The sequence below is a fragment of the Streptomyces sp. NPDC028910 genome (assembly GCF_055564955.1).
This window is the reverse complement of the sequence record NZ_JBVHVF010000031.1, coordinates 1-20,441: the sequence shown is the minus strand read 5'-3', so window position 1 is coordinate 20,441 and position 20,441 is coordinate 1. Positions and strand designations below refer to the sequence as shown.

At 71.1% G+C, this 20,441-nt stretch carries 17 protein-coding genes; 7 read left to right on the top strand and 10 right to left on the bottom strand.

Translation table 11 applies throughout. The annotated features are described in order from the left end of the window. The first annotated feature begins 99 nt into the window (after positions 1-99). From ACZ4TV_RS28765 to ACZ4TV_RS28750, 4 genes are all read left to right on the top strand, one after another. The gene (locus tag ACZ4TV_RS28765) at positions 100-1,077 is read left to right on the top strand and encodes a ribose-phosphate diphosphokinase (RefSeq protein WP_382648525.1); all 978 of its coding nucleotides are present in this window, start codon (positions 100-102) and stop codon (positions 1,075-1,077) included. A 205-nt stretch (positions 1,078-1,282) separates the two neighbouring features. Then, on the top strand, positions 1,283-1,864 hold the full coding sequence (locus ACZ4TV_RS28760; RefSeq protein ID WP_468137974.1) for a 50S ribosomal protein L25/general stress protein Ctc: 582 nt from the start codon (positions 1,283-1,285) through the stop codon (positions 1,862-1,864). A 98-nt stretch (positions 1,865-1,962) separates the two neighbouring features. After that, positions 1,963-2,553, top strand: coding sequence for an aminoacyl-tRNA hydrolase (gene pth / locus ACZ4TV_RS28755; RefSeq protein WP_468137973.1), 591 nt, complete (start codon positions 1,963-1,965; stop codon positions 2,551-2,553). 154 nt (positions 2,554-2,707) lie between these two features. Then, complete coding sequence (locus ACZ4TV_RS28750; protein ID WP_468137972.1) at positions 2,708-3,460, top strand: LPXTG cell wall anchor domain-containing protein; 753 nt, start codon at positions 2,708-2,710, stop codon at positions 3,458-3,460. A gap of 85 nt (positions 3,461-3,545) precedes the next feature. Here the strand turns inward: ACZ4TV_RS28750 and ppc are convergent, their stop codons facing one another. Beyond that, positions 3,546-6,311 carry a phosphoenolpyruvate carboxylase gene (gene ppc / locus ACZ4TV_RS28745; protein ID WP_468138034.1) on the bottom strand — a complete coding sequence of 922 codons (2,766 nt, stop codon included), beginning with the start codon at positions 6,309-6,311 and terminating at the stop codon, positions 3,546-3,548. 380 nt (positions 6,312-6,691) lie between these two features. Here ppc and ACZ4TV_RS28740 point away from each other — a divergent pair, with 380 nt between their 5' ends. After that, positions 6,692-7,672 carry an acyl-CoA desaturase gene (locus ACZ4TV_RS28740; protein ID WP_468137971.1) on the top strand — a complete coding sequence of 327 codons (981 nt, stop codon included), beginning with the start codon at positions 6,692-6,694 and terminating at the stop codon, positions 7,670-7,672. Further along, complete coding sequence (locus ACZ4TV_RS28735; RefSeq protein WP_030827526.1) at positions 7,669-8,343, top strand: TetR family transcriptional regulator; 675 nt, start codon at positions 7,669-7,671, stop codon at positions 8,341-8,343. The genes ACZ4TV_RS28740 and ACZ4TV_RS28735 overlap by 4 nt, the downstream gene beginning before the upstream one ends. An 84-nt stretch (positions 8,344-8,427) precedes the next feature. On the opposite strand, the gene ACZ4TV_RS28730 is transcribed toward ACZ4TV_RS28735, so the two are convergent. Beyond that, on the bottom strand, positions 8,428-8,805 hold the full coding sequence (locus ACZ4TV_RS28730; protein WP_468137970.1) for a VOC family protein: 378 nt from the start codon (positions 8,803-8,805) through the stop codon (positions 8,428-8,430). Positions 8,806-8,807: 2 nt separating this feature from the next. Continuing rightward, positions 8,808-9,665 carry a trans-aconitate 2-methyltransferase gene (locus ACZ4TV_RS28725; protein ID WP_468137969.1) on the bottom strand — a complete coding sequence of 286 codons (858 nt, stop codon included), beginning with the start codon at positions 9,663-9,665 and terminating at the stop codon, positions 8,808-8,810. Positions 9,666-9,825: 160 nt separating this feature from the next. On the opposite strand from ACZ4TV_RS28725, the gene ACZ4TV_RS28720 reads away from it, so the two are divergent. Then, positions 9,826-10,323, top strand: coding sequence for a MarR family winged helix-turn-helix transcriptional regulator (locus ACZ4TV_RS28720; protein WP_215017422.1), 498 nt, complete (start codon positions 9,826-9,828; stop codon positions 10,321-10,323). On the opposite strand, the gene ACZ4TV_RS28715 is transcribed toward ACZ4TV_RS28720, so the two are convergent. From ACZ4TV_RS28715 to ACZ4TV_RS28685, 7 genes are all read right to left on the bottom strand, one after another. Then, positions 10,282-11,049, bottom strand: a complete 768-nt coding sequence (locus tag ACZ4TV_RS28715; protein WP_468137968.1) for a LuxR C-terminal-related transcriptional regulator — start codon at positions 11,047-11,049, stop codon at positions 10,282-10,284. The two genes, ACZ4TV_RS28720 and ACZ4TV_RS28715, sit on opposite strands and share 42 nt — an antisense overlap. A 480-nt stretch (positions 11,050-11,529) precedes the next feature. Continuing rightward, entirely contained in the window at positions 11,530-12,489 is a 960-nt protein-coding gene (galE, locus tag ACZ4TV_RS28710) for a UDP-glucose 4-epimerase GalE (RefSeq protein ID WP_468137967.1), read from the bottom strand. Positions 12,490-12,592: 103 nt separating this feature from the next. Next, entirely contained in the window at positions 12,593-13,285 is a 693-nt protein-coding gene (locus tag ACZ4TV_RS28705) for a response regulator transcription factor (RefSeq protein WP_468137966.1), read from the bottom strand. Positions 13,286-13,443: 158 nt separating this feature from the next. Continuing rightward, positions 13,444-15,153, bottom strand: a complete 1,710-nt coding sequence (locus ACZ4TV_RS28700; protein WP_468137965.1) for an outer membrane protein assembly factor BamB family protein — start codon at positions 15,151-15,153, stop codon at positions 13,444-13,446. 79 nt (positions 15,154-15,232) lie between these two features. Beyond that, positions 15,233-16,876: an outer membrane protein assembly factor BamB family protein gene (locus ACZ4TV_RS28695; protein ID WP_468137963.1), complete on the bottom strand. Its 1,644-nt coding sequence runs from the start codon at positions 16,874-16,876 to the stop codon at positions 15,233-15,235. 153 nt (positions 16,877-17,029) lie between these two features. Beyond that, positions 17,030-18,832, bottom strand: coding sequence for an ABC-F family ATP-binding cassette domain-containing protein (locus tag ACZ4TV_RS28690; protein ID WP_468137961.1), 1,803 nt, complete (start codon positions 18,830-18,832; stop codon positions 17,030-17,032). Positions 18,833-18,861: 29 nt separating this feature from the next. Beyond that, complete coding sequence (locus ACZ4TV_RS28685) at positions 18,862-20,220, bottom strand: acyltransferase family protein (RefSeq protein WP_468137960.1); 1,359 nt, start codon at positions 20,218-20,220, stop codon at positions 18,862-18,864. Between the last annotated feature and the right edge of the window lie 221 nt (positions 20,221-20,441).

Below are 20,441 nucleotides of genomic sequence, written 5' to 3'. Positions count from 1 at the left end.
GCGTACCGTGATACGTGCACGCAATTCGGCTGGCTCACCGTGTGCGGGACGGACGCACATGGGGGCGAGCAGCTTCAACACGTCTGAGGAGACAGTGCTGTGACCGGGATCAAGACGACCGGCGAGAAGAAGCTGATGCTCTTCTCCGGCCGCGCCCACCCCGAGCTGGCCGAGGAGGTCGCGCACCAGCTGGGAGTCGGCCTCGTGCCGACCAAGGCTTTCGACTTCGCGAACGGTGAGATCTACGTCCGCTTCCAGGAGTCGGCTCGTGGCGCCGACTGCTTCCTGATCCAGAGCCATACGGCTCCGATCAACAAGTGGATCATGGAGCAGCTGATCATGATCGACGCGCTGAAGCGCGCGTCGGCACGCTCCATCACCGTGATCGTCCCGTCCTACGGGTACGCCCGCCAGGACAAGAAGCACAAGGGCCGCGAGCCGATCTCGGCCCGCCTGGTGGCCGACCTGCTGAAGACCGCGGGTGCGGACCGCATCCTCACGGTCGACCTGCACACGGACCAGATCCAGGGCTTCTTCGACGGCCCGGTGGACCACCTGTCGGCCCTGAACGTCCTCGCGGACTACGTCGGCGCCAAGGTGGACCGTTCGAAGCTGACGATCGTCTCCCCGGACGCCGGCCGCGTGCGCGTGGCCGACCGCTGGTGCGACCGGCTGGACGCGCCGCTGGCGATCGTGCACAAGCGCCGTGACAAGGACGTCGCCAACCAGGTGACCGTCCACGAGGTCGTCGGTGAGGTCAAGGGCCGCGTCTGCGTGCTGGTCGACGACATGATCGACACGGGTGGCACGATCTGCGCCGCGGCCGACGCGCTGTTCGCGCACGGCGCGGAGGACGTCATCGTGACGGCGACGCACGGCATCCTGTCGGGTCCGGCGGCCGACCGTCTGAAGAACTCCAAGGTCAGTGAGTTCGTCTTCACGAACACCCTGCCGGACCCGTCGGACCTGGAGCTCGACAAGATCACGGTGCTGTCGATCGCCCCGATGATCGCGCGCGCGGTGCGCGAGGTCTTCGAGGACGGTTCTGTCACCAGCCTCTTCGAGGAGCAGCAGTAGAAGAGCAGCGGTAGGGGTTCCGCGCGGAGCCCCTTGCTGTGATCGTTTTTGTGGGCGGCCTCCCCGCCGGGTAGACTCATGAAGTTGCTCGGCGAGGGAGGCCGCACTGTCATGTGCGGGCACTCCGTTATCGACGCGCTCTTCGTAGCAGGCCGTTCCGGCCGGGTGACTCAATCCGTTTTCCGTCACCCCACGAGGAGTGAGCATGTCCGAGGTCAAGCTTTCCGCCCAGCTCCGTGACACCTTCGGCAAGGGCTCTGCCCGTCAGGCCCGTCGCGACGCGCTGGTTCCCGCCGTCATCTACGGTCACGGCCAGGACCCGAAGCACGTCAACGTCGAGGGCCACGGCCTGCTGCTGGCGCTGCGTACCCCGAACGTCCTGATCTCCCTGGACATCGCGGGCGCCGGCCAGGAGCTGGTCATCCCGAAGGCCGTGCAGCGTCACCCCCTGAAGCGCTCGATCTCGCACGTCGACTTCCTGATCGTCCAGAAGGGCGAGAAGGTCACCGTCGACGTCGCGATCGTCACCGAGGGCGAGCTGGCCGCGGGCGGCAACATGCTGGAGACCCTCCAGAACACCGTCTCCGTCGAGGCCGAGGCCACCCACATCCCGACCGAGGTCACCGTCTCGATCGCGGGCCTCCAGGCCGGCGCCACCATCCACGCCAAGGACCTGGTCCTCCCGAAGGGCACCACCCTGGCCGTCGACGGCGACGTCGCCGTCCTCCAGGTCGTCGCCCCGCAGGCCGAGGAGCCGGCCGCCGAGGCCGAGGGCACCGAGGCCTGAGCCTCGCCCTTTCCTCTCAGCAGTTGCTGACCGACCGCCGTCCGGCTCCACTGGAGCGGGACGGCGGTCGTCTTCACGCAGGCCCTAAGGAGCTTTAGATGTCGGACGACGCGGCGCCCTGGCTGATCGTGGGCCTCGGCAATCCCGGACCGGATTACGCGGGCAACCGCCACAACATCGGGTTCATGGTGGTCGATCTGCTGGCGGAGCGGATCGGCGGGAAGTTCAAGGCGCACAAGGCCCGGGCCCAGGTGGTCGAGGGCCGCATCGGTCCGCCGGGGCCGGAGAACCGCCGGGTGGTGCTGGCCAAGCCGATGACGTACATGAACCTGTCGGGCGGTCCGGTGACGGCGCTGCGCGACTTCTACAAGGTGCCGCTGGACCGGATCGTCGCGATCCACGACGAGCTGGACATCGACTATCCGACGCTGCGGCTGAAGCTGGGCGGCGGGGACAACGGCCACAACGGGCTGAAGTCGATGACGAAGTCGATGGGGCCGGACTACCACCGGGTGCGGTGCGGCATCGGCCGGCCTCCGGGCCGGATGCAGGTCGCGGACTTCGTGCTGAAGGACTTCTCCTCCACGGAGCGCAAGGAGTTGGACTGGTTCGTGGACCGGGCGGCGGATTCCGTGGAGTGCCTGATCTCGGAGGGTCTGGAGCGCGCCCAGTCGGCGTACAACTCCTGACCGTGCGGGGATCGTTATACGGGACAAACGGAATGTCAGTTCCCAAGTCCCCACGAATACTGCCGAGTACCACTTGACCTTGACGGTCGGGCGTCAGCATGCTGGGCCGCCACCTCCCACGGCACCGTCCCTCATCAGCGTCAGAGGTATCTCCATGCCAGTTTCCCGCGCCCGTTGGGCCGCCGCTGTGGTTCCCGCGGCAGCGTCTCTCGTCCTTCTCGCCGGCGCCGCTCCGGCCTTCGCCACCGGGGACACCCGTACCGTCCCCCTGCACCAGACCGTGCCGATCACGGCCGCGAACCCGGGCCAGGGCGTGGGCGTCGAGAAGAAGTGCGCCGACATCCCGGCGAACCAGGACGGTTGGCACTTCCTGTTCCCCGGTAACCCCAATGAAGCCTCCTTCGTGGAGCTGAAGGTCACCTTCGAGCCCGGTGGCGAGCAGGTCATCAAGGTCTTCGGGCCGCCGGCGGACAACCACGCGTACGTGGCCTCCGAGGCCGGCGCCAAGCTGACGAAGGCCGTTGCCGAGGTCAAGGGCGGCAAGCAGGAGTGGTTCAACCTGTCCCACGTCTGCCCGGCCACCGCCACGCCGAGCCCGACGAAGACGACGACCGCCTCGCCGTCCGCCTCCACCTCGGCCTCCGCGTCGGCCTCGACGTCGGCGTCGGCGTCGGCTTCGGCCAGCACGTCCGCCTCGGCTTCGTCGAGCGCGTCGCCGTCCGGCTCGGCCACCTCCCCGGCTCCGACCGGTTCGGCCGCCGCGGCCGGCGGTTCCACCGGTGGTGGCGACCTGGCGAAGACCGGTTCCGACGCGCCGATCGGCCTGATCGCCACGATGGCGGCCGCGCTGATCGCGGGCGGCGCCGTGCTGGTGGTCCGCCGCCGCAAGGCCGGCGCCGAGGGCTGAGCCCCGTAGCTCCGTAGCTCCGTAACGACAAGGCCCCCGCACCATCACCGTGGTGCGGGGGCCTTGTCGTACGTACGCCGGGCGGTCAGCCGGTGTTGCGCAGGCCGGCGGCGACGCCGTTGACGGTCAGCAGCAGGGCGCGGGCGAGCAGCGGGTCCGGTTCCTCGCCGCGGGCGGCGGCCGCGCGCTGGCGGGCCAGCAGGGAGACCTGGAGGTAGGAGATGGGGTCCAGGTAGGCGTCGCGTACGGCGAAGGTCTGCTGGAGCACCGGGTTCGAGCCCAGGAGCTTCTCGTTGCCGGTGATGCGCAGGACCTCGCGGACGGTGAGCTCGTGTTCGGCCTCGATGCGGGTGAAGACGTGCTTGAGGTGGTCGGGCACGAGGGTGTCGACGTAGTGGCGGGCGATCCGCAGGTCGGTCTTGGCCAGTGTCATCTCGACGTTGGACAGGAAGTTGCGGAAGAAGTGCCAGCGGGCGCCCATTTCGGCGAGGACGTCCTCCTGGCCCGCATCGCGCAGGGCCTTGAGGCCGGAGCCGACGCCGTACCAGCCGGGGACGATCTGGCGGGACTGGGTCCAGCCGAAGACCCACGGGATGGCGCGCAGGCCGTCGAGGCCGGCGCCGGAGTCGGGGCGGCGCGAGGGGCGGGAGCCCAGGTGCAGGTCGGCGAGCTGGTCGACGGGGGTGGCGGCGAAGAAGTACGCCGGCAGGTCGGGGTCCTCGACGAGCGCGCGGTACGCGGAGTGCGCGGCGTCGGAGACGGTGTCCATGGCGGCGTCCCAGCGGGCGAGGGCCTCGTCGGACTGGCGGGGGGCGGTGTGCAGGGCGGAGGCCTGCAGGGTCGCCGCGACGGTCAGTTCCAGGTTCTCCCGGGCGAGGGAGGGGACCAGGTACTTGTCGGAGATGACCTCGCCCTGCTCGGTGACCTTGATCTCGCCTTCGAGGGTGCCCCAGGGCTGGGCGAGGATCGCGTCGTGGGAGGGGCCGCCACCGCGGCCGACGGTGCCGCCGCGGCCGTGGAAGAGGCGCAGGCGCACGCCGTAGCGGTGGGCGACGTCGCGCAGGCGGCGCTGGGCGCGGTGGATCTCCCACTGGGAGGTGGTGATGCCGCCGAACTTGGAGGAGTCGGAGTAACCGAGCATGACCTCCTGGACGTCGCCGCGCAGGGAGACCAGGCGCCGGTAGGAAGGGTCGGCGAGCATCTCGTCGAGGATGACGTCGGCGGCGCGCAGCTCGTCGGTGGTCTCCAGGAGCGGCACGATGCCGATCTTGGCCCAGCCGCCGTGCAGGTCGAGGAGGCCTGCCTCGCGGGCGAGGACGGCGGCGGCGAAGACGTCGTCGGCGCCCTGGCACATCGAGATGATGTAGGACTCGATGACCTCGGGGCCGAACTTCTCGAAGGCGTCCTTGATGGCGAAGAAGACGCCGAGGGTCTTGGCTCCGGCGGCGTCGAGCGGGGCCGGGGTGGGGGCCAGCGGGCGGCGGGAGCGCAGTTCCTTGGCGAGGAGCTTCTGCCGGTAGTCGCGCGGCATGTCGGCGTAGCGCCAGGACTCCTCGCCGAGCCGGTCGAAGAGCTGGCCGAGCGCGTGGTGGTGGGCGTCGGCGTGCTCGCGTACGTCCATGGTGGCCAGCTGGAGGCCGAAGGCGGCCAGGGTGCGGATGGTGCGGTCCATGCGGCCGTCGGCGAAGAGCGCGCCGCGGTGTTCGCGCAGGGAGGTCTGGATGAGGGTGAGGTCGCTCAGCAGCTCGGCGGTGCCGAGGTAGTCGCGGCCTTCCTCGTGCGGGATGCCCTTGGCGAGGCGTTCGCGGGTGTTGAGGAGCTTCTGGCGGATGCAGGTGGCCTTGAGGCGGTACGGCTCCTCCGCGTTCAGCCGCTTGTAGCGCGGGCTGATCTCGGGCAGGCGTTCGAGGTCGGCCTGGAGGGAGGCGAGGAGTTCCTCGGTGGCTCCGGTGTAGCGGATGGAGTTGGAGAGGAGGCCGCGCAGGAAGTCGATGAGTTCGAGGGCGTCCGTGATGCCGTGTTCGTGCTGGAGGATCAGCACGTCGCGGGTGACCTCGGGGGTGACGTTGGGGTTGCCGTCGCGGTCGCCGCCGATCCAGGTGCCGAAGGTGAGGGGGCGGGTGCCGGCGGGGAGCTCGATGCCGACGCGCTGCAGTTCAGCGGCCAGATCCTCGAGTACGTCGCCGACGGCGCCGGCGTGCAGTTCGTCGAGGTAGTAGATGGCGTTGCGGGCCTCGTCGGCGGGCTCGGGGCGGACCACGCGCAGTTCGTCGGTCTGCCAGACGAGGTCGATGTTCTCGGCGAGGCGCAGGTCGTGGCGGCGGCGGTCGCCGGCGCCGGTGACGGGCTCTTCCAGCAGCGCGGCGATGCGGCGCAGCTTGTTCAGGACGCTGCGGCGGGCCGCCTCGGTGGGGTGCGCGGTGAAGACGGGGCGGACGTTGAGGTTCGCGACCGTCTCGCGCAGGTGTTCGGGGTCGGCGTCCTTCAGCATGTCGGCGGTGCGGGCGAGGAGCCCGCCTTCGGCGGCACGGTGGGCGCGCAGTTCCTTGCCGCGGTGCACCTGCTCGGTGACGTTGGCGAGGTGGAAGTAGGTGGAGAACGCGCGTACGAGCTTGGCGGCGGTCTCCAGGTCGGTGTCGCCGAGCAGCGCGGCGGCGGCTTCGCCGTCGGTGCGGGTGAGGGCGCGGACCCGTTCGACGAGGTCGAGCAGGTCCTGGCCCTCCTGGCGTACGAGGGTCTCCCCGAGGAGGTCGCCGAGGCGGCGGATGTCCGCGCGCAGTTCCGCGTTGGCGGTGGCGGCCGGGGTGGCGGGGCCGGCCGGGGTGGCGGGGGCGGCCTGCTGGGAGGCCAGGGGGGCCTTGTCAGCACTGCTCACAGGTGCGGCTCCTTGCAGTGTTCGAGCGCTACTGGGCGGTGGGCTTCCGGCCGCGCACGGCGACGCCTCCCCCGACTCCTTCCGGGGGGTCCCCGCTCCTGATGCGCAGCTCGGGCTGCCCGTGCGGACCGCGCTGTCCGACGGGACCAGGATAGGTGTCCGAGGCGTGTGCCTGGGCAAATGTCTCATCAGGCGGCGCGTGACCGGCTCGCGGGCACGCGGGCCGCCCTCGGCCGCGCTCCTGTTGCTGCGGGCTCCGGCTTTGCCATACTTACGATGCCGTAGGTTACGGGTCCGTAGGGTCCGTCGTACGAGCACCTGCCCACCACCCCCTTCTCACCCCCCAGGGGACAACCATGACCACCAGTCCCGATCTGATCGAGGGCGCCTCCGCGCCCTCCGATACGTCTGCGCCATCCGCGACTCTCGGCGGCGAGAGCAAGCGCTCCATCGAGCAGATCGCTCTGCTGCTGTTCATCACCGTCCCCTTCCTGGCGCTGCTGGCGGCGGTCCCGCTGGCCTGGGGCTGGGGGGTGAGCTGGCTGGACCTCGGCTTGATGGTCTTCATGTACTTCCTGGCCTGCCACGGGGTCACCATCGGTTTCCACCGTTACTTCACGCACGGTTCCTTCAAGGCGAAGCGGCCGCTGCGGATCGCCCTCGCCGTGATGGGGTCGATGGCGGTGGAGGGCCCGCTGGTGCGCTGGGTGGCGGACCACCGCAAGCACCACAAGTACTCCGATCACGAGGGTGACCCGCATTCGCCGTGGCGGTTCGGGGAGACGCTGCCGGCGCTGATGAAGGGCCTGTGGTGGGCGCACATCGGCTGGCTCTTCGACGAGGAGCAGACCGATCAGCAGAAGTACGCCCCCGACCTGATCAAGGATCCGGCGATCCGCCGCATCTCGCGCGACTTCATCTTCTGGACGATGTTCTCGCTGGCGATCCCGCCGCTGGTGGGCGGTCTGGTGACGATGTCCTGGTGGGGCGCGTTCACGGCGTTCTTCTGGGGCTCGCTGGTACGGGTCGCGCTGCTGCACCACGTGACGTGGTCGATCAATTCGATCTGTCACGCGGTGGGCAAGCGGCCGTTCAAGTCGCGGGACCGCTCGGGCAACGTGTGGTGGCTGGCGGTGCTCTCGTGCGGGGAGTCCTGGCACAACCTGCACCACGCCGACCCGACCTCGGCCCGGCACGGTGTGCTGCGCGGCCAGATCGACTCCAGCGCGCGACTGATCCGCTGGTGCGAGCAGCTGGGCTGGGCCACGGACGTGCGCTGGCCGTCGGCGGCCCGCATCGACGCCCGGCGCAGGGAAAACGAGCCGAACGCGGCATGATGGGGGGCGTGGCGATCGACGGCGGTAACTCCAGCAGCGACAAGCCCCGGCGCGGCCGCCGGGTGCGGATGACGGGCGCGGAGCGGCGTCAGCAACTGCTGGACATCGGCCGGACCCTCTTCGCGGAGAAGGGCTTCGAAGGAACCTCGGTGGAGGAGATCGCGGCGAAGGCCGGGGTGTCCAAGCCGGTGGTGTACGAGCACTTCGGCGGCAAGGAGGGACTGTACGCGGTCGTCGTGGACCGGGAGATGCGCCAGCTGCTGGACGGGGTCACGGGCGCGTTGACGGCCGGGCATCCGCGGGAGCTGCTGGAGCAGGCGGCGTTCGCGCTGCTGGACTACATCGAGTCCTATACGGACGGGTTCCGGATTCTCGTACGGGACTCCCCCGTCGCGCAGTCGACCGGCACCTTCGCCTCGCTGATCAGCGACATCGCCACGCAGGTCGAGGACATCCTGGGTCTGGAGTTCAAGGCCCGGGGCTTCGACCCCAAGCTGGCCCCGCTCTACGCGCAGGCGCTGGTCGGGATGGTCGCGCTGACCGGGCAGTGGTGGCTGGACGTCCGCAAGCCGAAGAAGGCGGAGGTCGCCGCGCACCTGGTGAACCTGGCCTGGCACGGGCTGGACGGGCTGGAGTCGAAGCCGCAGCTGGTGGGCCGCCGCAAGAGCTAGTAGCGGGCTGGTCCCCGTACGCGCACGACGGCGCCCCGTCACCGGATGTCCGGTGACGGGGCGCCGTCGTGTGGTCCCGAGCGATCAGGCGCTCCGGTCCGGGGCGTGCCTCTCCAGGAATTCGAGCCGGTTGCCGACCGGATCCTCCGAGTAGAAGCGGCGGTGGCCCGGCAGGCTGTCGTCCCAGACGACCTTGGCTCCGCGCCCCTCCAGTCTGTTCGCGTACGCCTCGATGCCGGTCACCCGCAGTCCCGGGTGGGCCTTGCGGGCGGGACGGAAATCCTCCTCCACGCCGAGGTGCAGCTGCACCGGTCCGGCGGCGAACCAGCAGCCCCCGTGCGCGGCGAGGACGGGCGGCTTGGGGATCTCGGTCATGCCGAGGACGTCCGTGTAGTAGGCGCGGAGCCGGTCCTCCGAGTCCGGCGGCGCGGCGAGTTGGACGTGGTCGACAGCGGTCAGCACGGTCAGGCCTCCTTGCGGGCGACGGCGAAGATCCGGCGGAAGGGGAAGACGGTGCCGCGCGGCCCCGTCGGGTAGACCGCGCGCAGCCGGTCGCGGTATTCGACGAGAAAGGCGTCCACGGCGTCCTGGTCGTCGCCGAGGGCGGTGAGGACGGGCCGCAGCGCGGTGCCCTTGACCCAGTCGAGTACGGGGTCGGGGCCTTGGAGCAGTTGGTGGTAGGTGGTCTCCCAGACATCGGCGGCGCAGCCGAGTGCGGTGAACCGGGCGAGGTATTCGGCAGGTTCGAGAAGGTGGATGTAGCGGGCGCCGTGACCGGCGAGCCGGGACCGCCAGCGCGGGGCGTCGCAGAGTTCGGCGAGCAGGGCGTGGCTGGGGGCGGTGAAGTTGCCGGGGATCTGGAAGGCGAAGGTGCCGCCGGGGCGCAAGCCGTTGATCCATGCGCCGAAGGAGCCGGCGTGGCCGGGGACCCATTGGAGGGCGGCGTTGGAAACGATCAGGTCGTAGGGCTCCTCGGGGAGCCAGCCGTTGAGGTCCCCGTGGCGGAAGTCGAGGCTGCCGCCGCCGGCGGTGGGGCCGGCGTGCTCCTGGGCGGCGCGGTGGAGCATTTCCCGGGAAAGGTCGAATCCGGTGATGCGGGCCTCGGGCCAGCGGCCGGCGAGGAGCGCCGTGACATTGCCGGGTCCGCAGCCGAGGTCGGCGATGCGGGCGGGCCGGCCGGGGAGGTCGGGTATGCGGGTGAGGAGGTCCAGGAAGGGTCGGGTGCGATGGCCTGCGTGCCGGAGGTACTGCTGGGGATCCCACGTGGGGGCGGACGGCGCGGTGGACGTGGGGGTCCCGGCGCGCGCGGTATCGGAATACATGTTCGAGCCTCCCTGCTGGCGGGGCGGTCGGAAGCGGAATCTGTTCCGGCCCCCTCCATGCCCCATGCTCGCGTTTTTATATCTCGCCGTCAAGATACTTGTGATCAAGATACTCGTTATGAAGAGACTTCACATCGACAGACCCCTTACACTGATCGGCATGGAGGACGAGGTCGACCGACTGGTGGCGGCATGGCGGCGGGAGCGCCCTGACCTCGACGTGGAACCGCTCGAGGTCCTGAGCCGCGTCAGCAGGCTCGCGCGCCACCTCGACCGCGCCCGCAGGCTGGCCTTCTCCGAGCACGGCCTGGAGCCTTGGGAGTTCGACGTCCTGACCTCCCTGCGGCGCGCCGGCGCGCCCTACCAGCTCTCCCCCGGCCAGCTGTTGACCCAGACCCTGGTCACCTCCGGCACCATGACCAACCGCATCGACCGGCTCGCCAAGAAGGGCCTCGTCGAGCGCCTCCCGGACCCCAGCGACCGCCGCGGGGTCCTGGTGCGGCTCACCCCCGAGGGCCGGGACCGCGCCGACCAGGCCCTCGCCGGACTGCTGGCCCAGGAGCGGGCCATCCTGGCCCAGCTCTCGCGGAACCAGCGCGGCGATCTCGCCGGGCTGCTACGCCAGTTGACCGCTCCGTTCGACAACATCCCCGGCTAGGTCCGCCGGCCGTACGCCGGCCCGCCGGGCCAGAGCCACCGCCGCCAGGGTGGAGTGCACGCCGAGCTTGCCCAGCACGTTCTGCATGTGGGTACGAACGGTGTGCGGGGACAGGAACAGCCGCGCCGCCACGTCCTTGCGGCCCAGCCCCGCCACCATGCAGCGCAGCACCTCGTGTTCGCGCGGGGTGAGCGACTCCACGAGCCGTTCGCTGTCCGTACGGTGCTTGCGCGCCGCCGTCAGTTCCCGGAGCACTCCGGTGAGCAGGGCGGGCGGAAGGTGCGTCTCCTCGCGCAGGACCCCCCGGATGACGGCCAGCAGCCGCGAGAGGGAGCAGTCCTTCGCCACCCAGCCCGAAGCCCCCGCCTGGAGCGCGAGCGCCGCACGCCGGGGGTCGTCGCGCTCGGCGAGCACGACCGTACGGACCCCGGGGTGGGCCACCCGGATCCCGGCGACCAGCGCGATCCCGTCCGAGCCGGGCGGCGGCGGCCCGGCCCCCGGCTCCCGCTGGGCGGGCACGGTCCCGGCGACGGCGCCGAGATCGGCGTCGACCAGCAGGACGTCGAAGCGGCGGCCCTCGGCCGCCGCGCGTTCGAGGCAGCGCAGCGCGGCGGGGCCGCTGCCGGCCGCGGACACGTCCACGTCCGGCTCGGCCGCGAGCGCGGCTGCGAGCGATTCGGCGAAGATGCGGTGATCGTCGACGACGAGAACCCGGATACGAACCACAAAACCCCCAAGGGTCGGGGAACGGACGACGGCGGGTACGGCGCCCGGACCGGGTGATCCGCAGCTGCCCCGGCCGCCGCCGTGACACCTCTGCACTACCCCGGACCGGACGCCGTACCCGACGTGTCTCGACCCCTGAATCAACACCGGCCCCCACCGGTGTCACGCATCAGCGTAGGGCCGGGGGCGGCGCGCGGTTGGCCGAATAGCAGAAGTTTTCCCAGCGATTTTCCGGCGCGGGCGTGGTGAACGGCCTTTGTGGTGGCTGGAAATCGTCCGAACCGAGGGTCCAGATGGCCGCTTCCGCACCGGCCCGTGCCACGGGCAGTTGCACGGGGAGAATTTCACCCGGCGTGTGCACGCCGGGCGCCCGCGCACAGCGCCCACCCACAGCGCGCGGCGAACACGCACGCGCCCCCCGCACCGAAAAGGGTGCGGGGGGCGCGCAGGACAGAGGTGGTCCGGGTGGATACCGGTGGTTCAGGAGGTGTGCGTGCGCGCGAAGTTCCACGCGTCCGTGATGATGCCGGTGAGGTCCGAGCGGCTCGGGGTCCAGCCGAGGCGCTCGTGGGCCGTGCGGGCGGAGGCGACCAGCATCGCCGGGTCGCCGGCCCGGCGCGGGGCGACGACCTCGGGGATCTCCCGGCCGGTGACCTTGCGGACGGTCTCGACGACCTCGCGGACCGAGAAGCCGCTGCCGTTGCCCAGGTTGCAGATCAGGTGCTCTCCGGCGGTGGCGTGGTCCAGCGCGGCCAGGTGGGCCTCCGCCAGGTCGGCGACGTGGATGTAGTCGCGTACGCAGGTGCCGTCGGGGGTCGGGTAGTCCTCGCCGAACACCGAGATCGACTCCCGCTCGCCGAGCGCCACCTGCAGGACCAGCGGGATCAGGTGTGTCTCGGGGGTGTGCCGCTCACCGAACTGTCCGTAAGCACCGGCCACGTTGAAGTAGCGCAGGGACACCGCGGCCAGGCCGTGCGCCACGCACTCGCCCGCGATCATGTGGTCGACGGCCAGCTTCGAGGCACCGTACGGGTTGGTCGGCGCGGTCACCGAGGCCTCGGTGAGCAGGCCTTCCGTCGGCTCCCCGTAGGTGGCGGCGGTGGAGGAGAAGACCAGCTTGCGCACCCCCGCCTCGCGCATCGCGCCCAGCAGGGCGAGCGTGCCGCCGACGTTGTTCTCCCAGTACTTGCCCGGGTTCACCACGGACTCACCGACCTGCGAGGAGGCCGCGAAGTGCAGCACCGCGTCGTAGGAGGCGTCGAGGTGGCGCGCGGCGTCCTGGATCCGGCCCTCGATGAAGGCGGCGCCCGCCGGGACGCCGACACGGAAGCCGGTGCTGAGGTCGTCGAGGACGGTGACCTCGTGGCCCGCCTCCAGGAGGTGGGCCGCGACCACGCTGCCGACGTATCCGGCGCCACCGGTTACCAGGTACTTGCTCACTCGCCTACTGCCTCTCGAGGGGGAGCACACGCGGGTGCGTGCGCATGTAGGTCCTACCCGATTCGGCGCCCACGGGGAAATCGGCGGCCGAGCGCCCCGGCCGTCAGCCCCGTGCGGCGGGGGACGGCTGGGCGGGCACGGCCCGGTCCAGCAGCCCGGTACGGGCGGCCAGCGCGGCCGCCTCCAGCCGTGACCCCACGCCCAGCTTCATCAGCACCCGCTGCACGTGCGTACGGGCGGTGCTCGGCGCGATCTCCATGCCCGCGGCGATCAGCCGGGTGTCCTCGCCCTCGGCGACCCGGACCAGCACCTCCACCTCGCGCGGGGTCAGCAGCCGCAGCAGCCGGCTGCCCTCGTCGTCGGGCTGGGCGGCGGGGTTCAGGAGCTCCGCGAAGGCCCCCTGCAGCAGTTGCGGGGCGATCGCGACCTCCCCGGCCCTCGCCTTGGCCAGCGCCCGCTCCACGCCCTCGATGCGCTCGTCCTGGCGCACGTACCCCGAGGCACCGGCGGCGAAGGCGGCCGCGATCCCGCGCGGGCTGGGCACCGGGCCGAGGACGACGACGGCGATCTGCGGGCGCTCCCGCTTGATGCGGACCACCGGCTCGAAGACCTCGGGCTCGGCGGGGGCGGCCGTGCCGAAGAGGCAGACCTCCGGGGCCCGGCTGATCACCAGCTCGGCGGCGCCCGCCGCCGGAGCGGCGGCGGCCAGGACCCGGTGACCGCGCAGTTTCAGTGCAGAGGCGAGCGCCTCGGCCAACAGCCGGTGCTCGTCGACCACCACGACCCGTACGCCCATTGAGGAACCACCCCCCACCCTTCCTGACCCGGCAAGCTACCAGGATTAGTCGCGCCGCATCGGGCTAAGCGTGCGGTCGGGTGGGACGGGCGGCAGGAGACGCAACGCAAGCCCCCGATCGGCAGGACCGTTCGGGGGCTTGTGGTGTGCTGTGCGAATCAGCTCGCGGTGAAGGAGACGAAGAGGTACTCCGGGTCGCTCTTGTCCGAGTACGGCTTGCGGGCCGTCGTACGGGAGATGAAGAGCTTGCCGTTGTGGTAGCGGTACTCCGAATAATCCGGTGAGAAGCCGGTCTCGGCGCGCTGGGTCGCCTTGTCCGCCGGGTTCTCCATGAGGAGGGTTTCTTTCATCGTCCTGCTGTCGATGCTGACGATCTGGCCGCCCTTGTCGTACGGGGGGACCTTGTAGGCGATGATGTTCGACCCGTCCATGCGCAGCGGGAACATCGTGTACCGCTCGCCCGCGTCGGCGCGGTCGGTGGTCTGCTTGCCGGTCTCCAGGTCGAAGGAGAGCAGCTCGTTGGTGCGGCCGCTGGAGGACTGGCCCTGGTGCTCCTGGGAGGGCACGTAGATCTTGCCGTTGCCGACCACCATGTTGTGGCACTTCTCGACCTCGGTGGCTCCGCACTTGGCGGCGAAGTTTCCGGAGGCGAGCGGGATGCGTGCCTTCAGCTCGCCCTTGGGGTCGACGACGAAGAGGTCGCTGACGCCCTTGCCGCCCTTCGCGTTGTCGCCGACGTCGGCCGCCACGATCAGCGGCTTGGTGGAGACGATGTGCGCGTAGTCGATGCCCGGGGAGAGCTTGTACGAAGCGGTGGGCGCACCCGTGGCCGGGTCGAGGAGCTGCCCGTACAGGGTGTAGTTGGGGCTCTGGCCGCACTTGCGGATGACGCCGAGGGCCTCGCCTCCGGCGTAGCCGGTGTCGCGGCAGCCTTCGCCGTCGACCTTGGGCAGCCACAGGGACTTGCCGTCGGCGAGGTTCCAGGCGGCGCCGCCCGCGGAGACGCCGGCCGCGGCGACGGTCTTGCCGCTGAGGGTGACCTCGGAGAACGACACGGGCTTGTCGCCGCCGGTGGCGCTCTTGGCGTGGCCGGACCAGACGAGCTTGCCGGTCTCCAGGTCGAAGACGCCGACCTCGGTGCACGGCGGATACTTGTTCTCGGGCGTGGCCGGGCCGGCCTTGAAGAGGACCGCCGTCTTGTTCTCGCTGACGTGCTGGGTGGCGCCGCAGAGCTCGCCCGGGAAGGGCAGCTCCCACTTCTTGCCGCCGTCGACGAGGTTGTAGCCGACGACCTTCGCCACGTCGGACTTGATGTAGGTGGAGTCGGTGAGCCAGGAACCGGCGACGGTGACGATGTCGGCCGGCGCCGGGTTCGGCTGGTTGAAGAGCACCTTCGACTTGGGGTTGGCGGGCACCTTCTCGGTACCGGGCACGGAGGGCTGGCCCTTGTCCTCGCCCGGGGAGGCGCCGCCCTCCGCGGTCGTCTGGGCGCCGCCGTCACCGGAGGTGTACCAGAGGCCGCCGCCGACGATGAGGACGATGGCCAGCAGGGCCGCGCCGACGATCATCAGCTGGGTGCGCTTGTCGTTGTTGCCGCCGGCCGGGGCCTGGATGGCGGTCGTCGGCCCGATGGGTGCACCGGGCGCACCTGGCGTGCCGAACGGCGGCGGGGTGCCGGGCTGCTGCGGGTAGCCGTAGCCGGGCCCGGGCTGCGGGTAGCCGTACGCGGGCTGCGCGGCCGGCGGCTGCGGCGGCGGCGCGGGCGGCCCGGCGGGCGGCGTGGGCGCGCCGAACCCGCCCGGCGGGGGGTCCTGCGGCGCACCGAAGCCGCCGGACGGCGGCTGGCTGGGGGGCGGCGGGGTACTCATCGGTTGCTCTTGCCTCTCGGTGGACGGCTCGTTGGACGGCCTGTCGGACGGCTTGTCGGACGGCTTGTCGGACGCGTTCTCACTTGCCGAAGACCATGAGGAGCTTCTCGTCCTTGCCCTGGGCCTGCAGTTGGGTGGCGGAGATGAAGAACCGTCCGTCCACGTAGTCGAGCTTCGGGGTGCGGAAGGAGCTCTCGATCGGAGCGGCGGGGCCCGACGGATGGCGCAGGAGTGCGGTGGGGGTGCCGCCGCCGGCCGGGATCGCGAGGACCTCGCCGCCCTGGTCGGCCTCGGCCTTGCGATAGGCGATCAGCTGCCCGTTCGCGGCCTTGAGCGGGATGAGGGTGCGCTTGTCCCCTGCCGGGGTGCGCCACTTGTCCTTGCCGGTGGCCAGGTCGAAGGCGACGATCTCGTTGGCCTTGCCGGCCGAGGCCGCGGTGGCCAGGTAGAGGGTGCCCCCGTCGACGACGGACGAGGGACAGGTCACCAGGGACCGGAAGAGGCCGGTGTCACCGCAGCCGACGGCGAAGCTGCCCTCGGCGGCGAGGGTGGCGGTCTGTTTGCCGTCGGGGCCGAGGACCACGATGGAGCGCTGCTTCGTCTCCTCGTTGCCGATGTCGAGGACGAGGGGGTCCACCGAGTAGATGCTGGTGACCTTGAACTTCTTGGGAAGGCGGAAGGCCCAGCCCTTCTTGCCGGTGACCGGGTCGACGCCGTGGACCTCGGCGGTGGCGTCCGCGTCGGAGCAGGTGGCGAGGGCGATCATCTTGCCATTGCCGGCCTCGTAGGAGTCGGGGTTGCAGCCGTCACCCAGGGCGTTGGCGAAGAGCTTGTCACCGTTGCTGATCTTGAAGGCGCTGGCGGTGCCGCCGCGGCTGACGGTGACGGTGTCGCCGGTCATGGAGAGGGTGGGGCTGGTGAAGATGTCGAAGAGCCCTTCCTTGGGCACCTCCTTCGACCAGACCTCCTTGCCCGTCTTGAGGTCGACCACGCGCAGCTGCGTGCACGAGGCGTTCTCCGTCTCGCCGTCGCGGTACATGACGACCGTCTTGCCGTCGGCGGTGGTCTGGGCTGCGACGGAGCAGATCACGGCAGGGAAGGGCAGCGTCCACTTCTCCTTGCCGTCGGTGACCGCGTAGCCGGTGAGGGACTTCCAGACGCTCTTGACGACGGTGTCGCCGACGACCCACTGGGCCGTGGAGTCGACGCCCGCGCCGGGGCCGTCGACCTTGGCGGTCTTGAACCAGAGGACCTTGTCCTCGCCCTGCTTGCGGCCCGAGTTGAGGTCGGCCTGCTGGCCGCCGTTGCCGCTGCCGTCGCCCTTGTCCACGGAAGGCGAGGCGGAGGGCTTGGCGTCGGTGGACTCCTGTGCGACGGGCTGCTTGGGGTCCTCGTCGCCCTTGAAGAAGGCGACGTAGCCGACGAGTCCGGCGACGAGGACGGCGGCGACCGAGGCGGCGATCAGCAGGGTCAGCTTCTTCTTCGGCGGCAGGCCGGGAGCGCCGGGAGCACCCGGACCGCCGGGCGCAAGAGGAGGCGGCGGCGGGTAACCGTAGCCGGACTGCTGCTGGACGGTGGGCGGCTGCTGCGCGTACGGGGCCTGCTGGGCGTACGGGTTCTCGCCCTGCTGCGGGTATCCGTACCCCTGCTGCGGCGGGCCCGGCAGGTGTCCGTAACCGGAAGGTGTCGGCGGCTGGTTCGGCGGCTGGGGCGGCTCGGTCATCAGCGCACTTTCGGCTTCGGGGCGTCGTGGAGGATGACCTTTCTATCACTGACGGCGCTCATACATCGGGCCGGTCCGCCCCCTGTTCCCAAGGGAGGACCGGCCCGTGACGCCGCCGTTATCGGGCCAGTTGGCCCGGGCAGGTGCCGGAATCTAGGCTTCCTCGGCCAGCTCCAGCCAGCGCATCTCCAAATCTTCGCGGTCCGCGAGGAGTCCACGGAGCTCCGCGTCGAGCTTGGCCACCTTGTCGTAGTCGGTGGAGTTCTCGGCGATCTGGGCGTGCAGGTTGCCCTCGCGGTCGGAGAGCTTGTTGAGCTGCCGCTCGATCTTCTGGAGTTCCTTCTTCGCGGCGCGAGAGTCCCCCGAGGCGGTGGACTTCGTGGCGGTGGCGGCGGCGACGGTCGCCGGGGTGGCCGCCTCGATCATCCGCTGCCGGCGCTCCAGGTACTCGTCCAGGCCGCGCGGCAGCATCCGCAGGCTCGCGTCGCCGAGCAGCGCCATCACCGTGTCGGTGGTGCGCTCGATGAAGAAGCGGTCGTGGGAGATCACGATCATGGAGCCGGGCCAGCCGTCGAGGAGGTCCTCCAGCTGGGTCAGGGTCTCGATGTCGAGGTCGTTGGTGGGCTCGTCGAGGAAGAGGACGTTGGGCTCGTCCATCAGCAGGCGCAGGATCTGCAGCCGGCGCCGCTCGCCGCCGGAGAGGTCGCCGACCGGCGTCCACTGCTTCTCCTTGGTGAAGCCGAACTGCTCGCACAGCTGGCCCGCCGTCATCTCGCGGCCCTTGCCGAGGTCGACGCGGTCGCGGACCCGCTGGACGGCCTCCAGGACGCGCAGGGACGGGTCGAGTTCGCCGACCTCCTGGGAGAGGTAGGCCAGCTTGACGGTCTTGCCGACGGTGACCTTGCCGGCGGCGGGCTGGACCTCGCCCTGGGTGCGGGCGGCATCGGCGAGGGCGCGCAGCAGGGAGGTCTTGCCGGCGCCGTTGACGCCGACGAGGCCGACGCGGTCGCCGGGGCCCAGGTGCCAGGTGAGGTGCTTGAGCAGTTCCTTGTGACCGGCGTGCACGCTGACGTCCTCGAGGTCGAAGACCGTCTTGCCGAGGCGGGCGTTGGCGAACTTCATCAGCTCGCTGGTGTCGCGCGGCGGCGGCACGTCAGCGATCAGCTCGTTGGCGGCCTCGATGCGGTAGCGGGGCTTGGAGGTCCGGGCGGGGGCGCCGCGGCGCAGCCAGGCCAGCTCCTTGCGCATGAGGTTCTGCCGCTTGGACTCCTCGGTGGCGGCGATCCGCTCGCGCTCGGCGCGGGCGAAGACGTAGTCGCTGTAGCCGCCCTCGTACTCGTGGACGTCACCGCGCTGGACGTCCCACATGCGGGTGCAGACCTGGTCGAGGAACCAGCGGTCGTGGGTGACGCAGACGAGCGCGGAGCGGCGCTCCTGGAGGTGCTTGGCCAGCCAGGAGATGCCCTCGACGTCGAGGTGGTTGGTGGGCTCGTCGAGGATCAGGAGGTCCTGGTCGGCGATGAGCAGCTTGGCGAGGGCGATACGGCGGCGCTCGCCGCCGGAGAGCGGGCCGATGACGGTGTCGAGGCCCTGGCCGAAGCCGGGCAGGTCGAGGCCGCCGAAGAGTCCGGTCAGGACGTCGCGGATCTTGGAGTTGCCGGCCCACTCGTGGTCGGCCATGTCACGGATGATCTCGTGCCGGATGGTGGCCTGGGGATCGAGGGAGTCGTGCTGGGTGAGGACGCCCATGCGCAGGCCGCCGGACTGGGTGACCCGGCCGGTGTCGGGTTCCTCCAGCTTGGCGAGCATCCGGATGAGGGTGGTCTTGCCGTCGCCGTTCCGGCCGACGACACCGATCCGGTCCCCCTCGGACACGCCGAGGGAGATGCCGTCCAGCAGGGTACGTGTGCCGTACACCTTGCTGACTGCCTCGACATTGACCAGATTGACGGCCATCAGACGCGCTCCAGGGAAAGGTTTAGGGATCAGCCCCTCAGCCTAACGCTCCGGAGCGAGGCGGACCGTTCCACCAGGAGCCAGCCGCCCAGCGCCATGCCGATCGCCGCCGGCGCGGTGACGGGGAGCGCGATCAGGGTGGCGGTGTGGCCGTCGAGCAGCCCGCCGAGTCCGGTCATGGACAGGCCGAGGATGCCGAGGAGGCACAGGGTGATGCCGAGGGCGGCGACGGGTCCGCCGGTGGCCCCGGTGGACCCGGCAGGGGCGGCCGGGGTGGCGGGGGCGGCCGGGCTCGGCCGGGCGGGTGCCTCGAAGCGGCGGAACAGTGCGACGAACACGCCCGTCAGCGCGGCCGCGGCCAGGATCCGTACGGGGACCTGCGCCCACCAGCCGGCGGTGGCGGGGACCGGGAGGTCCAGGCCAAGGGCGAGCTGCGCCCCGTACACGCCGAGCATGGCGGTGAGGTGCCAGAGGAAGGCGGTCATGGCGACGCCGTTGGCGGCGACGACCCCGCGCCAGACGCGGGGGCGGCGCAGCCAGGCGGCGGCCGGACCGGCCATGAGCTGTACGGCGCCGACGAGCCACATGCCGTGGCACAGGAGGGCGAGGGTGGGCGGGGCCATGTTGGACACCTTCTCGCCGGGCATCCCGACCATGGACAGCGGGTACGGGCCGTACGCGACCAGCAGGACGGCCCCGGCGAGGCCCGCGGCGGCGAGGGCGGCGGGCCTGCGGATGCGCCCGTCGGCGCGGAGGAAGCCGAGCTGGTGGACGGCGAGCCAGACGAGGGCGAAGTTCAGGAACTCGACGTAGGGCACGCCGAGCGCGAAGCGCAGTACGTCGACCAGCGCGGCCGACCCGGCCAGGGCGGCGAAGGCGCCCCAGCCGTGGCGCTCGTGGAGCTTCAGCAGGGGCGGGGTGAAGGCGACCATGGCCAGGTAGATCCCGATGAACCACAGCGGCTGGGTGACCAGCCGCAGCGCGGCCCCGGTCAGCCGGCCCTCGCCCCGGCCGGCGAGCTGCACGGCGAGCGCGGCCGCGGCCCACACCAGGACGAAGACGAGGGTGGGGCGCAGCAGCCGCTGGAGCCGGGCCCGGAGGAAGGCGGCGTAGACGGACCCGTCGGCGCGGCGGGCGAGGGAGCGGTAGGACAGGGCGTGGGAGAAGCCGCCGACGAAGAAGAAGACCGGCATGATCTGCAGCCCCCAGGTGAGCACCTGGAGCGCGGGCACGAGGGCGAGCAGGTTCCCTATGCCGTCGCTGCTGACGGCGGCCATCAGCCAGTGCCCGGCGATGACGGTGCCGAGCGAGGCGACGCGCAGCAGGTCGACGTACCGGTCGCGGTGGGCGGGGGTGGCCGCGGCCATGGCGCTTGCGCTGACTGTCATGGGGCTACGGTCGCCGCGGGCGGTCGTCTCCCGACAGGGCGCGGATACTCACCTTCCGCCTGAGTACGGGCGCGGCCCGGGCCCTTGGTCGTCCGCCGAAGGTTCCGTCGCAGCCCGTCCGCGGCCCCGCTGCTGGGGCTCCGCCCCAGACCCCGCGCCTCAAACGCCGGCGGGGCTGAAATACAGCCACCCGCACACGCGAAGGGCCGGGCCCCCTGACG

Excerpts from the sequence above, each read along its gene's own strand:
- ACZ4TV_RS28740 (WP_468137971.1), top strand. The coding sequence starts at position 6,692 with ATGACCACCAGTCCCGATCTGATCGAGGGCGCCTCCGCGCCCTCCGAT.
- ACZ4TV_RS28760 (WP_468137974.1), top strand. The coding sequence starts at position 1,283 with ATGTCCGAGGTCAAGCTTTCCGCCCAGCTCCGTGACACCTTCGGCAAG.
- ACZ4TV_RS28690 (WP_468137961.1), bottom strand. The coding sequence starts at position 18,832 with ATGGCCGTCAATCTGGTCAATGTCGAGGCAGTCAGCAAGGTGTACGGC.
- ACZ4TV_RS28685 (WP_468137960.1), bottom strand. The coding sequence starts at position 20,220 with ATGACAGTCAGCGCAAGCGCCATGGCCGCGGCCACCCCCGCCCACCGC.
- ACZ4TV_RS28750 (WP_468137972.1), top strand. The coding sequence starts at position 2,708 with ATGCCAGTTTCCCGCGCCCGTTGGGCCGCCGCTGTGGTTCCCGCGGCA.
- ACZ4TV_RS28705 (WP_468137966.1), bottom strand. The coding sequence starts at position 13,285 with ATGGGCGTACGGGTCGTGGTGGTCGACGAGCACCGGCTGTTGGCCGAG.
- ACZ4TV_RS28700 (WP_468137965.1), bottom strand. The coding sequence starts at position 15,153 with ATGAGTACCCCGCCGCCCCCCAGCCAGCCGCCGTCCGGCGGCTTCGGT.
- ACZ4TV_RS28720 (WP_215017422.1), top strand. The coding sequence starts at position 9,826 with ATGGAGGACGAGGTCGACCGACTGGTGGCGGCATGGCGGCGGGAGCGC.
- ACZ4TV_RS28725 (WP_468137969.1), bottom strand. The coding sequence starts at position 9,665 with ATGTATTCCGATACCGCGCGCGCCGGGACCCCCACGTCCACCGCGCCG.
- ACZ4TV_RS28735 (WP_030827526.1), top strand. The coding sequence starts at position 7,669 with ATGATGGGGGGCGTGGCGATCGACGGCGGTAACTCCAGCAGCGACAAG.
- ACZ4TV_RS28695 (WP_468137963.1), bottom strand. The coding sequence starts at position 16,876 with ATGACCGAGCCGCCCCAGCCGCCGAACCAGCCGCCGACACCTTCCGGT.
- pth (WP_468137973.1), top strand. The coding sequence starts at position 1,963 with ATGTCGGACGACGCGGCGCCCTGGCTGATCGTGGGCCTCGGCAATCCC.